General features: G+C 71.7%; 10 protein-coding genes and 1 riboswitch. Of the genes, 5 read left to right on the top strand and 5 right to left on the bottom strand.

Annotated features, from left to right (window positions below; genetic code table 11):
* Window positions 1–180: 180 nt before the first annotated feature.
* Window positions 181–594 carry a cobalamin B12-binding domain-containing protein gene (locus ACFYY2_RS06370; RefSeq protein ID WP_388737679.1) on the bottom strand — a complete coding sequence of 138 codons (414 nt, stop codon included), beginning with the start codon at window positions 592–594 and terminating at the stop codon, window positions 181–183.
* Window positions 595–942: 348 nt separating this feature from the next.
* Here ACFYY2_RS06370 and ACFYY2_RS06365 point away from each other — a divergent pair, with 348 nt between their 5' ends.
* On the top strand, window positions 943–2,025 hold the full coding sequence (locus tag ACFYY2_RS06365; RefSeq protein WP_388737677.1) for an esterase/lipase family protein: 1,083 nt from the start codon (window positions 943–945) through the stop codon (window positions 2,023–2,025).
* A gap of 239 nt (window positions 2,026–2,264) precedes the next feature.
* Window positions 2,265–3,962, top strand: a complete 1,698-nt coding sequence (locus ACFYY2_RS06360; protein WP_388737674.1) for a peptidoglycan DD-metalloendopeptidase family protein — start codon at window positions 2,265–2,267, stop codon at window positions 3,960–3,962.
* 1 nt (window position 3,963) lies between these two features.
* On the opposite strand, the gene pcrA is transcribed toward ACFYY2_RS06360, so the two are convergent.
* Window positions 3,964–6,402, bottom strand: a complete 2,439-nt coding sequence (pcrA, locus tag ACFYY2_RS06355; protein WP_388737671.1) for a DNA helicase PcrA — start codon at window positions 6,400–6,402, stop codon at window positions 3,964–3,966.
* Window positions 6,403–6,658: 256 nt separating this feature from the next.
* A riboswitch (cyclic di-AMP (ydaO/yuaA leader) is annotated at window positions 6,659–6,817 on the top strand.
* Between pcrA and ACFYY2_RS06350 the strand changes: the two genes are divergently transcribed.
* On the top strand, window positions 6,816–7,970 hold the full coding sequence (locus ACFYY2_RS06350) for an NlpC/P60 family protein (RefSeq protein ID WP_388737669.1): 1,155 nt from the start codon (window positions 6,816–6,818) through the stop codon (window positions 7,968–7,970). It overlaps the preceding riboswitch by 2 nt.
* A gap of 107 nt (window positions 7,971–8,077) precedes the next feature.
* Here ACFYY2_RS06350 and ACFYY2_RS06345 read toward each other — a convergent pair whose 3' ends face one another.
* Entirely contained in the window at window positions 8,078–8,431 is a 354-nt protein-coding gene (locus ACFYY2_RS06345) for a hypothetical protein (protein WP_327115530.1), read from the bottom strand.
* 357 nt (window positions 8,432–8,788) lie between these two features.
* Here ACFYY2_RS06345 and ACFYY2_RS06340 point away from each other — a divergent pair, with 357 nt between their 5' ends.
* A complete protein-coding gene (locus tag ACFYY2_RS06340) occupies window positions 8,789–9,859 on the top strand; it encodes an NlpC/P60 family protein (RefSeq protein WP_388737667.1) in 1,071 nt (356 codons plus the stop codon).
* Window positions 9,860–9,871: 12 nt separating this feature from the next.
* Window positions 9,872–10,627 (top strand): GNAT family N-acetyltransferase, encoded by a 756-nt coding sequence (locus ACFYY2_RS06335; protein ID WP_388737665.1) that lies wholly within the window; start codon window positions 9,872–9,874, stop codon window positions 10,625–10,627.
* Window positions 10,628–10,658: 31 nt separating this feature from the next.
* Here the strand turns inward: ACFYY2_RS06335 and ACFYY2_RS06330 are convergent, their stop codons facing one another.
* Window positions 10,659–11,354: a response regulator transcription factor gene (locus tag ACFYY2_RS06330; protein WP_327115536.1), complete on the bottom strand. Its 696-nt coding sequence runs from the start codon at window positions 11,352–11,354 to the stop codon at window positions 10,659–10,661.
* Window positions 11,351–12,637, bottom strand: a complete 1,287-nt coding sequence (locus tag ACFYY2_RS06325) for a PspC domain-containing protein (protein ID WP_388737662.1) — start codon at window positions 12,635–12,637, stop codon at window positions 11,351–11,353. Before ACFYY2_RS06325 ends, ACFYY2_RS06330 begins: the two co-directional genes overlap by 4 nt.
* Window positions 12,638–12,828: the final 191 nt, after the last annotated feature.

Raw genomic sequence — 12,828 nt, 5'->3', positions numbered from 1 at the left:
GCTCCGGTTCGCCCGGCCCCCACGCCCGGAGCAGAGCCGGGCGCCCCACGCCCGGAGCCGAGCCGGACCCCGACGCCCGGAGCAACGCCGGGCGCGCCCCCGGAACAGAGCCGGCCCCCCGCGCCCGGAGCAGAGTCGGGAACGAAAGCCGGCCACGCGCCCTGCCGCACGGTCGCGCGATCAGGCCTCCGCGGGCTGGCGGACGTGGGCGTTCACCCAGTCGACGATCGAGGTCGTCGTCGCACCGGGTGTGAAGATCTCCGCGACACCCTGCTCCTTCAGCGGTGCGATGTCCGCCTCGGGGATGATGCCGCCGCCGAACACCTTGATGTCCTCCGCGTCGCGTGCCTTCAGCAGCTCGATGACCTTGGCGAAGAGCGTGTTGTGCGCACCCGAGAGGATCGAGAGCCCGATGGCGTCGGCGTCCTCCTGGATCGCCGTGTCCACGATCTGCTCGGGGGTCTGGTGGAGCCCCGTGTAGATGACCTCCATGCCCGCGTCCCGCAGGGCCCGTGCGATCACCTTGGCGCCTCGGTCATGGCCGTCGAGGCCCGGCTTGGCAACCACCACACGGATCGGACCGGTCACACCCATCACTGCCTCCACATGCGTCTCCCGTGCCTGAAGGGCCGGGGATGTGAACGAACGTTATCCACAGCATCCCGCACAGCGTCGTTTCGCGGTGGACCGGGAGGGGGAAATCACACATGGGACATGTTCACCAGGCGTCGTTCCGAGCATCGAGCGGCCTGCGGGCCGCGCGGGCACGGCGCCGGGGGAGCCGCTTCGAGGTCGTCGTACCACCGCGCCGTCAGCCGCACGGCACGGTGGTGCGACCCCCGGCCCCGTCACCGGGCCGCCGGGCGCCTCGGCCGCGGTCCCCGTGAGGGTGTGCGGGGCAGCGAGCCGCCTCCCCCGCATGCCAGTGCAGGAGGTCGGCCAATGAAGGTCCTGTCCTTCCTACCCCTACTGTCACGCAGACTCTGCCCGCGCCCCGCCTGGCTCACTTCTGCGCTGGTCAGAGCCACGGCGCTGGAGCTGGTGATCCTGGCCGGGCACGTACTCATCTACCCCTCGGGGCTCACCCCCGAGCGCAGGACGCCCACGGCGCGATCCCGTGCGGACGCGGGCCGTGCGCCCTCCCCCGACTCCGCCGCCGGCGCCGAATGCGACGCCGACGCCGACCCCGGCTCCGGCCCCGACTCCGCCGGCACAACCGCCACCGGCTCCACCACCAGCGCCGCACCCGGCCCTGATTCCGGCGTCGCTCCCGGCCCGGATTCCGGCGTCGCCGCTCCGGACCGGCGCACCGGCGGGCCGGATCCCGGACCGGCATCCGAGCAGATCACCCGTTCGGCCGGAACGACCACCCTTACCTCGACGATCGGCGAGCGTCCGCCGGTGGTCCTGCTGCACGGTTTCATCGACAACCGCTCGGTGTTCGTGCTGCTCCGCCGCTCCCTGGCCCGGCACGGCTGGCACCATCTGGAATCACTCAACTACTCGCCGCTGACCTGTGACATCCGTACGGCCGCCGAGCTGCTCGACCGACACGTCGAGGAGATCTGCGCCCGCACCGGGCACCACGAGGTCGACATCGTCGGCCACAGTCTCGGCGGTCTGATAGCGCGGTACTACGTGCAGCGGCTGGGCGGTGACCGGCGGGTGCGCACCCTCGTCACCCTCGGCACGCCGCACGGCGGCACCGCCGCCGCCCCGCTGGCCGGCGCGCACCCCATCGTCCGGCAGATGCGGAGCGGATCGGACCTGATCGAGGAGCTGCGCCACCCCGCTCCCGGCTGCCGTACACGGTTCGTCAGCTTCTGGAGCGAGCTCGACAGGGTGATCCTGCCCGTGGAGACCGCTTGTGTGGACCATCCGGACCTCGACGCCGTGAACGTGCGCGTCACCGGCATCGGCCATCTGGCGCTGCCCGTGCATCCGGCGGTCGCGTCCGCGATCCGGCAGGCGCTGGAGTCCGACGGGGCGGTCATCGGCACCCCCGGAACGGCCTCCGCCGCCTGACCCGGAGTGACGAATGGTCACCAACTCCCCCACCGAATAGAACGACTTTCGAACATAGAGCCAAACATCGGTGGACGGTCCGCCGAAAGACGGCCGATTGCCCGTTTCCTGTGCGGCCGGAGACCGCCGAAGATTGTCGTCCTCGCATACCGCCGGGTACAGTCGCGGCCACTGCTCACCCCGGGGTCCCCTCACCGGCCCCCGGAACAGGTCCTGCTGCCGAGGCGAGAGAGAAGTTGGTGAACGACCAGCACCCCCACGCCGGGTACGTCGATTACGACACCCCCACCGGCAGCTTCGACACCGACCCGCTCTTCGGGAACCTGCCCGGCCCGCACGACGCCGGCCACGAGACGTACGGCGGCGGTTTCCCCGCCTACGACGGCGGCTACGGCAGCACCGACTCGGGCGCCTGGGACACCGGGGCGCACCAACAGGCCGCGTACGACGCCTATGGCGTCCAGGGTCACCCGCAGGCGCCGCAGGGCTACGACACCACCGCGGCCTGGCCCTCCGAAGCGGCGGCCCCCGCCCAGTACGGCTCCGCCGACACGACGGGCCAGTGGGACACGGCCGGTTGGGACCACACCGGCGCCGCCGGCCAGTGGGCCGCGGGAGACACCGGCGCCTTCGCCACCACGACCTTCGAGAGCACGGCCTACACCACCGGGACGTACAGCGCCCCCGCCTTCGAGACCGCGGGGTACGAGAGCTACGCGACACCCGAGACCGGCACGTACGACGCCACCGCCTGGAACACCGGCGCCACGCCCGAGACTGCCGCGTACGCATCCGAACAGACGTCGTATCCCCTGTACGAACAGCAGACGTCCTCCTACGACGCCTACGAGACCGGCGAGTTCGCCGCGCACGACGTCGCTGGGGCGCAGGACACGGCCGTCTCGTACGACGTGCCCGGATCGCACGACGAGCCCGCGGCGGCGCACGGCGGGCAGGACGACCCGTACGGCCCGGAGCCCGTGGGGCCCGACGTCTACGACATGCCCACGGCCTACACCGAGGACCTCGCGCAGGCCGCCGCGCACGACGCCGGGTCCGCGCACACCGACGACCACGACGAAGCCCTCCGCGCGGAGAGCGCCGAGCAGATCCCGGACGTCGTCGGCCTGAGCACCGGCGCCAGTTCCGCCGCCGTGCGCCCCGTGACCCGCTCCGCCACGCGCGGGGGCGGCCGGGGACGCCGTCGCACGCCCGCGAAGCGCTCCGCCCTCCTCACCGTCGCCGTGCCCTCCGCCTGCGTCATGAGCGTCGCGGGCATCGCCGCGGCCTCCGTGGGCGGCGTGGGCGGGGCCGACGAGACGAAGGACGAGACCACGTCGATGGCGGCCGCCGACGCCGCGACCACCAAGACCGCCGTCGCCAACAACGCGCTGGACACCCAGCTGGCCGCCCTCAACGCCGACGCCGAGAACTTCGCGGACCGCGCGAGCCGCACCCAGGAGCGCCTCGACCTCAAGGAACGCCAGGCGGCCGAGAAGAAGAAGCGCGAGGAGGAGGCCGCCCGCCGCGAGGCCCTGCGGCCCAAGTTCGCGCTGCCCGTCTCGCAGCACGGCCTCAGCGCCACCTACGGCCAGGCCGGGGTGAACTGGATGTCGGTGCACACCGGTATCGACTTCCCGGTGACCTTCGGCACGCCCGTGATGGCGGCCACCGACGGCACCGTGCGCACCCAGTGGAACAGCGCCTACGGCAACATGGCCATCGTCACCGCCGCCGACGGCACGGAGACCTGGTACTGCCACCTCAGCACGACCAAGATCCGGTCGGGTTCGGTCAAGGCGGGCGACGTCATCGCCTATTCGGGCAGCTCCGGCAACTCCACCGGCCCGCACCTGCACTTCGAGGTACGGCCCGGTGGCGGCTCGGCGATCGACCCGATGCCGTGGCTCCGCAGCCACGGCCTCAACCCGAACTGAGTCAGAGCTTCTCGACCGGCGCGTAACGCAGCAGGAGCTTCTTCGGCCGCTCGTCGCCGAAGTCGACCGTCGCCTTGGCCTGGTCGCCGAACCCCTCGACCGCGGTCACCGTGCCCAGCCCGAACTGGTCGTGGGTGACCCGGTCCCCCGCCACGAGGGTGACCACGGGCTTCTCGGACGTCCGCCGGGTCGCGAATCCCGACGGCCCGGACTTCGAGCGCGACGAGGACAGCGACGACGTGATCCCCGAGGTGGGTCCCGCCGGAGCGGCCATCGGCCCCTTGCGCTTCCACTCCAGGTGCTGGTCGGGGATCTCCTCGAGGAAGCGCGAGGGCGGGTTGTACGAGGGCTGGCCCCAGGCACTCCGCATCGCCGCCCTGGTGAGGAACAGGCGCTCGCGGGCGCGCGTGATGCCCACATAGGCGAGCCGGCGCTCCTCCTCCAGCTCCTTCACCTGCCCCAGCGCGCGCATGTGCGGGAAGACGCCGTCCTCCATGCCGGTCAGGAAGACCACCGGGAATTCGAGGCCCTTGGCGGTGTGCAGCGTCATCAGCGTGACGACGCCGGAGCCGTCCTCGTCCTCGTCGGGGATCTGGTCGGCGTCGGCGACCAGCGCGACCTTCTCCAGGAACTCGGCGAGTGTCCCGGAGCCCTCGTCCTCGGCCCGCTCCTGCTCGAACTCCAGGGCGACGGAGGCGAGCTCCTGGAGGTTCTCGATGCGGGTCTCGTCCTGCGGGTCGGTGGAGGCCTGGAGCTCGGCGAGGTAGCCGGTGCGCTCCATGACCGCCTCCAGCACGACCGCCGGTCCGGCGCCGGACTCCACGATCGTGCGGAGCTCCTCCATGAGCGTGTTGAACCGCTTCACGGCGTTGGCCGAGCGGGCCGCCATTCCGTAGGCCTCGTCGACCCGGCGCAGGGCCTGCGGGAAGGAGATCTTCTCGCGCATGGACAGCGCGTCGATCATCGCCTCGGCCCGGTCGCCGATGCCGCGCTTGGGCACGTTGAGGATGCGGCGCAGCGGGACGGTGTCCTCGGGGTTGGAGAGGACCCGGAGGTAGGCCAGGACGTCCCTGACCTCCTTGCGCTCGTAGAAGCGCACTCCGCCGACGACCTTGTAGGGCAGCCCGACACGGATGAAGATCTCTTCGAAGACACGGGACTGGGCGTTGGTGCGGTAGAAGACGGCGACGTCGCCCGCCTTCGCCTCCCCGGCGTCCGTCAGCCGGTCGATCTCGTCGGCGACGAACTGCGCCTCGTCGTGCTCGGTGTCGGCGACGTAGCCCGCGATCCGGGTGCCTGCTCCGGCGTTCGTCCAGAGGTTCTTGGGGCGGCGGCTCTCGTTGCGCTCGATGACGGCGTTGGCGGCGGAGAGGATCGTCTGGGTGGAGCGGTAGTTCTGCTCCAGCATGATCGTCTTCGCGTCCGGGTAGTCCTCCTCGAACTGGAGGATGTTGCGGATGGTCGCGCCGCGGAAGGCGTAGATCGACTGGTCCGCGTCACCCACGACGCAGAGCTCCCCCGGGGCGTCGGCCTCTCCGGCCGGGCCGACCAGCTCGCGCACCAGCGTGTACTGGGCGTGGTTGGTGTCCTGGTACTCGTCGACCATGACGTGGCGGAAGCGCCGGCGGTAGTGCTCGGCGACGTCGGGGAACGCCTGGAGCAGGTGCACCGTCGTCATGATGATGTCGTCGAAGTCCAGGGCGTTGGCCTCGCGCAGCCGCGCCTGGTAGAGCGCGTAGGCCTGGGCCAGCGTCTTCTCGAAACCGTCGGTCGCTTGACCTGCGAAGGTCTCCTCGTCGATCAGCTCGTTCTTGAGGTTCGAGACCTTCGCCGTGAACGACTTCGGCGGGTAGCGCTTCGGGTCGAGGTCGAGATCACGGCAGACCAGCGCCATGAGCCGCTTGGAGTCGGCGGCGTCGTAGATCGAGAACGACGAGGTGAAGCCGAGGAGCTTGGACTCGCGGCGCAGGATCCGCACGCAGGCGCTGTGGAAGGTCATGACCCACATGGCGTTCGCGCGCGGGCCGACGAGGTCCTCGACGCGCTCCTTCATCTCGCCCGCGGCCTTGTTCGTGAAGGTGATCGCGAGGATCTGGCCCGGGTGCACCCCGCGCTCGGCGAGCAGGTGCGCGATGCGGTGCGTGAGCACCCTGGTCTTGCCGGAACCGGCTCCGGCGACGATGAGCAGCGGGGACCCGGCGTGCACGACGGCGGCACGCTGTTCGGTGTTCAGCCCGTCGAGCAGCGCCGCGGAGTCGACGACGGGACGCGGGGCACCGTCGCGGTAGTACGCGTCACGGGGCGGCGGCGGGCTGTCGAAGACGTCCTGGAACAGGCCCTCCGGCACCGCCTCGGGCGCGTGCTCCTCGGGGGGCGGCGGGGGGCCTTCCTCAGCGTTCTGGAGGCCGGTCAGGAAACTGTCGTCAAAGAGGCTGCTCATCGCTTCACGAGTCTAGGCGGCCGCACCGACAGCCCGGGCCGGATCGGCCGCACGGACCCCCACTGTGCGCTCACCGGCACGGTTCGCCCACGGTGCGTGAGTTCCGGAGGGCTGTACCGGCCCGACGGACCGGCTGCCGCAGAAGGTCACGGAAATGTATCGGGCATATCGGCCATCAACCTTCACAGGAGCACCACGGGTTGGTTAGCGTGCTCCGACGGGTGTCCCGAACCCACTTCAGGCGAACCACGCCGCACGGGCACCCCCGCCGAATCCGTGCTCCGCGAGGTGCCCGGAACCGGGGACCCACACGCATCACCGGGGTGAATCGGCCCGTCTCCACCGGGCCGTAGGGCAGCCTTCCGTTCCGCCCGAACCCGACAGCTAACCCGGTAGGCGGTCCACGGAAGGAGATGCCGGCCTTGGCGTCGCATCGCAAGCCGCGCACCCGGGTGCGCACGACCACCCCTGCCGTCGGTCTCACGACCGCGGCGCTCGCCTCCGTCACCCTGCTCTCCACCCAGAGCGCGACGGCGGCCCCGGCGGAGCCCAAGCCCAGCATCGAGGAAGTACAGAAGAAGGTAGACGCCCTCTACCGGCAGGCCGGTACCGCGACGCAGGAATACAACCGGGCGAAGTCCGCGTCCGCCGAGCAGCGCTCCAAGGTGGACGCGCTCCTGGAGGCGGCGGCCCAGCGGGCCGACAAGCTGAACGAGACGCGCCGCGAGCTGGGCAGTTACGCCGCCGCCCAGTACCGCAGCGGCGCGATCGCCCCGACGGCGACGTTCTTCCTGGCGGACGACCCGCAGTCGTACTTCGACCAGGACCAGCTGATGGCCCGGATGACCAGCCAGCAGCAGAAGACGGTCAACGAGTTCCGCACGCAGCAGAAGGAAGCCGCGACGAAGCGCGTCGAGGCGACCAAGAGCCTGGAGAAGCTGACCGAGTCGCAGGCCTCGCTGCGCACGAGCAAGCAGCAGGTGCAGACGAAGCTCACCGAGGCGCGCTCGCTGCTGTCGAAGCTGACCGCCGAGGAGAAGGCGCGGCTCGCCGAGCTGGAACGCAAGAAGGAGGCGGAGGCCAAGCGCAAGGCCGAGGACCTGGCCCGGAAGCAGGCCGCCGCCGACAAGGCGGAGTCCGAGCGCGCCAAGGAGGGGACCGCGGGGCAGGGCACCACGACCGGCTCGGGCTCCGGCACCGGCTCGGACAGCGGCTACGCCTCGAAGGCCGAGAAGGTCCTGGCCTTCGCTCGCGCCCAGATCGGCAAGCCGTACGTCTGGGGGGCGACGGGCCCGTCCTCGTACGACTGCTCCGGGCTCACCCAGGCAGCCTGGAAGGCGGCCGGGGTGAATCTGCCCCGCACGACGTGGGACCAGGTCGAGGTGGGCACCCGGGTGGCGACGGCGAACCTGAAACCCGGTGACCTGGTGTTCTTCTACGACGACATCAGCCACGTCGGCATCTACAAGGGCGACGGCATGATGATCCACGCGCCCAAGCCGGGTGCGAACGTCCGCGAGGAGTCGATCTACTACATGCCGATCTACGGAAGCGTGCGCCCGGCCTGAGACCCGCTCCCTCCGGGAGCGCGGCGGGCGCACGGCTCACGGAGGCCCCACACGCGCGAGGGGCCCGGGGGAGATCCCCGGGCCCCTCCTCCGTCCGCGCGGGCCGCTCAGGTCCAGAGCGTGGCGATGAAGATGTTGGCGACGGTGAGCCCGCCGACCGCGGCGAAGGCGCCCTTGCCGGCCTTCTCGTCGTCGCGCTTCACGTAGACCAGCGCGAGGATCACGACGAGGATCAGGAGCTTGATCCCGATCTTGACGTTGTTCACGTGCTGGTCGTCGGCCTGGTTCAGCCCGACGAGGGCGATACCGGTGACGAGCATGGTGAGCGCGCCGTGCAGCATGGCGGGGACGAAACGGGCCGTGCCCGCGCCCATGGCCTTCATCTGGGTGAGGAATCCGCCCAGCAGGGAGGCGATCCCGATGATGTGCAAGGCCACGAAGACATTGATGAGTACGTCCATGGCCGCAGCCTAGCCGCGGCCATATCAGCACTCTTCGGCCAGGTATGACTTAACGATGAGTTGGCGCGAGGACTGCGCGAATTGCCGGACTCCGCTTGAATTTCCCGGTCATCCCATGGAAACGAAACTGCATCTGAGGGCAATAGCTGTCATTACGCCTCTTCCCCGTGCCCCGGGTTTAGCGTCACGTCCCAGGTGACCGATTCGTTACCGCCGCCCCCGTACCGGGCGGCACCCCGGTCGCCCCGCCAGGAAATCCGGCGGCGGGCCACTCCCCCTGTGGTGGCCCGCCGCCGGACCCGGGCGGGCCCGCCGGTTTCCCCGGCGGGCAGTCGAACGGAAGGACGCACCACCCCCGTGGCCGCCCATCGCACCGCCGCTCACCGCAAGCCCAAGCAGCGCCTGTTCACCGGGCCTGCTGCCCGCACCGCCGCCACCCTCGCTCTCGCCGGCGCGGCGTCCGCCACCGCCTTCGAGGGTGCCGCCCAGGCCGATCCCCAGCTCACCCCGGCCCAGGTCAGGAGCAAGGTCGACCGGCTGTACCACGACGCCGAGGCCGCCACCGAGCGGTACAACGGCGCGAAGGAGAAGGCCGCGGCCTCGGAGAAGTCCCTCGACGCCCTGCGCGACGAGGCGGCCCGCAGGACCGAGCGCCTCAACGCCGCCCGCGACGCACTGGGTTCGTTCGCCGCCGCCCAGTACCGCAGCGCCGGCGTCGACCCCGCCGTGCGGCTGGCGCTCTCCTCGGACCCGGACGAATACCTGGAACGCGCCTCGTTCGAGGACCGGGCGGGCGACCGTCAGGCCGGCGCCCTCAACGGTGTACGCCGGCAGATCAACGACATCGCGCAACTGCGGGCCGAGGCGGAGGACGAGCTCTCCGTCCTCGCCGCCCGCCGGGCCGATCTGGAGAAGCACAAGAACGCGGTCCGCACCAAGCTGTCCGACGCCCGCGCGCTCCTCGCCACCCTCACCGCCGCGCAGCGCGCCGACTACGAGCGCTCCGCCGACGCCTCCCACGGCGGTGGCCCCGTCCGCGCGGACCGCAGCACCCCGCGCGGCTCCGTGAACGCCCCCAACGCCCGCGCGGCGCAGGCCGTCGACTTCGCCTACGGCGCTCTGGGCAAGCCGTACGTCTGGGGGGCGACCGGCCCGTCCGCCTACGACTGCTCCGGGCTCACCCAGGCCGCCTGGCGTGCCGCGGGCGTGTCCCTGCCACGCACGACGTACACCCAGATCAACGCGGGACAGCGCGTCTCCCGCTCCGAACTCGCCCCGGGGGACCTGGTGTTCTTCTACTCCGGGGTCACCCATGTCGGGCTCTACATCGGCGGCGGGCAGATGATCCACGCCCCGCGCCCGGGCGCACCCGTACGTATCGCGCCGATCTCGGAAATGCCTTTCGCCGGGGCGACCCGTGTCGCCTAGGCTCCCGGGCCTATGGACACCGCCATTCAGGACTACGCGCGCACACTCACCCTCCGGTCCCCCGACCACTACCGCGTGGGGCCGTTCACCGTGCGCCACAACCCGGGCTGGGAACTGAAGTTCGCGAACTACGCCATTCCCGACCGAGGTGCCGAACCCACCGCTCAGGACCTCGCCGACCTGGTCGCGGCGTTCCGCGAGCGCGACCGGCTGCCCCGGCTGGAGTTCCTTCCCGCCTGGGCGCCGGCCGTCGAACCGGCGCTGCTGGCAGCCGGATTCACCGTGGAGAACCGCGCCCCGGTCATGGCCTGCGCAGCCGAGGGACTGCTCATGCCCAAGCCGGTGGACGGACTCCGCGTCGCGGAACCGGTCACCGACGCCGAGTTCACCGCGGCCGCGGCCGTCCAGCACACGGGTTTCGGCGGTGAGGGCGGACCGGACGACGGAGAGATCGCCTGGCTGCGCGCGGCCTCCGAGGGCGGCGGCGTCTCGGCCCTCGCCACCGTGGACGGTGTGCCCGCCGGTGCGGGAGGCTGCTCAGTCCCGGTCGGCGGCATCGGCGAACTGGCCGGCCTGGCCGTCGCCGGCGCCTTCCGCCGCCGGGGTGTCGGCGCCGCGCTCTCCGCCTGGCTGACCCGCACCGCCTTCGCCCGGGGCTTCGACGCCGTCTGGCTGGAGCCGGGCGGCCCGGACGTCGAGCGGATCTACGCGGGCATCGGCTACCGCAGGGCCGGCGAGAAGCTCAACATCTCGCTCGATCCCGCCTGAGACACCCGGTCACCCGCGCGCCTGCCGACCGTCAGACCAGCCGCCGCGCCGTCGCCCACCGGGTCAGCTCGTGCCGGTTGGAGAGCTGGAGCTTGCGCAGCACCGCCGAGACGTGGGACTCGACCGTCTTCACCGAGATGAACAGCTGCTTGGCGATCTCCTTGTAGGCATAGCCCCGGGCGATGAGCCGCAGCACCTCCCGCTCACGCTGGGTGAGCCGGTCCAGGTCCTCGTCGACGGGTGGCGCGTCCGTCGAGGCGAAGGCGTCGAGGACGAATCCGGCCAGCCTCGGGGAGAACACCGCGTCGCCGTCCTGGACCCGGAAGACCGAGTCCACCAGGTCGGTGCCGGTGATCGTCTTGGTGACGTAGCCGCGGGCGCCGCCGCGGATGACGCCGATGACGTCCTCGGCGGCGTCCGACACGGACAGCGCCAGGAAGCGCACCGGGTTCTCCACGGCGCCCATCATCGGGGCGCAGCGCCGCAGCACCTCGACGCCGCCGCCCCCGGGAAGGTGGACGTCGAGGAGGACGACCTCGGGGCGGGTCGCGGTGATCACCGTGACCGCCTGTTCGACGTCGGCGGCCTCGCCGACGACCTCGACGCCGGTCTCCTCGGTGCGGCCGATCTCGGCCTGCACCCCGGTGCGGAACATCCGGTGGTCGTCGACGAGCACGACCCGTACCCGGCGCTCCGGCCCCCCGGTCGCTTCGGTGTTCTCGGTCATTCGCTCGCCCTCTCCATCTCCAGCTCGACTTCCGTGCCCCCGCCGGGCACCGAACGCAGGCGCGCCGTACCGCCGTTGCGCTGCATCCGGCCGATGATCGACTCCCGTACGCCCATCCTGTCGTCCGGGACGGCGTCCAGGTCGAATCCCGGCCCCCTGTCCCGCACGGAGACGAAGACCGTGCGGCCCTCGACCTCCGCGTAGACCTGGACGGCCCCGCCCTCGCCACCGTACTTGGCGGCGTTGACCATCGCCTCGCGTGCGGCCTGCATCTGTGCCGCCAGCTTCTCGTCCAGCGGGCAGTCGCCGACGACGACGACCTCCAGCGGGACGCCGTGCTTGTCCTCGACCTCGGCGGCCGCGCGTTTGACCGCCTCGGCCAGGTTCGTGGGCTCGTCGTCCTCGTCGCGGCCGGTGCCGGACGGGTCGTACAGCCAGTTGCGCAGCTCACGCTCCTGGGCGCGGGCGAGCCGGCGGACCTCTCCGGCGTCGTCGGCGTTGCGCTGGATCAGGGTCAGCGTGTGCAGGACGGAGTCGTGGACGTGGGCGGCGACCTCCGCGCGCTCCTGCGCCCTGATGCGCATCAGGCGTTCCTCGGAGAGGTCCTGCATCATGCGGGCCAGGTAGGGGCCCGCGAGCAGGGCGATGCCGGTGAGTACGGCGACGGCGGCGGTCAGGGCGTTGCCGAGCTGGGCGGCGGAGCCGCGGACCACCAGGAACGCCGCGAGGCCGAGGCCGACCAGGGCGACCCCCGCGAGTCCCCGGGCCAAGTGGAGCACGCGGCGCCGCCGGCCGACCTCGATCCAGCGGGCCCGCCGCGCGTTGTCGGCCTGGCGCCACACCAGGACGGAGCCCGCGCCGATCAGGAGGGCGGGCCAGACGTAGCGGTCCGCCTTGCTGCCCATGTCGACGTTGCCCACGAAGATCACGGCGCCGACGAGCAGCGCGATCAGGGCGAAGACCTGGCCCTTGTCGGGCTTGCGGAGCCTGCGGCGGCCGTCGGGGGCGGTCTCGAAGACGGACCGGGTGGACTCGACCCCGCCGACGCCGAGCGGGACGACGATCCAGAACACGGCGTAGAGCAGCGCGCCGAGGCCGTCCGCGAAGAACAGCCCGAGGAAGACGAACCGGACCCAGGCGACGGGCAGGCCCATGTGTCCGGCGAGCCCCCGTGCCACGCCGCCGAGCATGCGGCCGTCGGCGCTGCGGTAGAGCTTGCGCGGCGCCGGCTCCTCCTGGTCCGGGGCGTGCGGGCCCGGGGCGCGGGTCGTGGCTGCTGGCATGGACCGATCGTCACACGTCCCGGCGGGTCGTGGCATCAGGGTCGGCCCCGGACGCGACCCTGATTGCCCCGCGCCGGTCCGGATCGGCGGCACGGCCCCTGGGGGCGTGCCCCCAGGGGGCCCCGGCGCGCAATATCAGGGACCGGCCAGGGTCGTCGCGGGTCCCGCGGGGACGCACGGACCGTCACCAT

It is taken from the genome of Streptomyces sp. NPDC001822, from assembly GCF_042892135.1.
Taxonomy (GTDB): Bacteria; Actinomycetota; Actinomycetes; order Streptomycetales; family Streptomycetaceae; genus Streptomyces.
The sequence above is the reverse complement of the archived record's forward strand: the minus strand, read 5'-3'. Positions and strand labels throughout refer to the sequence as shown.

Excerpts from the sequence above, each read along its gene's own strand:
- ACFYY2_RS06370 (WP_388737679.1), bottom strand. The coding sequence starts at position 594 with ATGGGTGTGACCGGTCCGATCCGTGTGGTGGTTGCCAAGCCGGGCCTC.
- ACFYY2_RS06365 (WP_388737677.1), top strand. The coding sequence starts at position 943 with ATGAAGGTCCTGTCCTTCCTACCCCTACTGTCACGCAGACTCTGCCCG.
- pcrA (WP_388737671.1), bottom strand. The coding sequence starts at position 6,402 with ATGAGCAGCCTCTTTGACGACAGTTTCCTGACCGGCCTCCAGAACGCT.
- ACFYY2_RS06350 (WP_388737669.1), top strand. The coding sequence starts at position 6,816 with ATGCCGGCCTTGGCGTCGCATCGCAAGCCGCGCACCCGGGTGCGCACG.
- ACFYY2_RS06345 (WP_327115530.1), bottom strand. The coding sequence starts at position 8,431 with ATGGACGTACTCATCAATGTCTTCGTGGCCTTGCACATCATCGGGATC.
- ACFYY2_RS06335 (WP_388737665.1), top strand. The coding sequence starts at position 9,872 with ATGGACACCGCCATTCAGGACTACGCGCGCACACTCACCCTCCGGTCC.
- ACFYY2_RS06330 (WP_327115536.1), bottom strand. The coding sequence starts at position 11,354 with ATGACCGAGAACACCGAAGCGACCGGGGGGCCGGAGCGCCGGGTACGG.
- ACFYY2_RS06325 (WP_388737662.1), bottom strand. The coding sequence starts at position 12,637 with ATGCCAGCAGCCACGACCCGCGCCCCGGGCCCGCACGCCCCGGACCAG.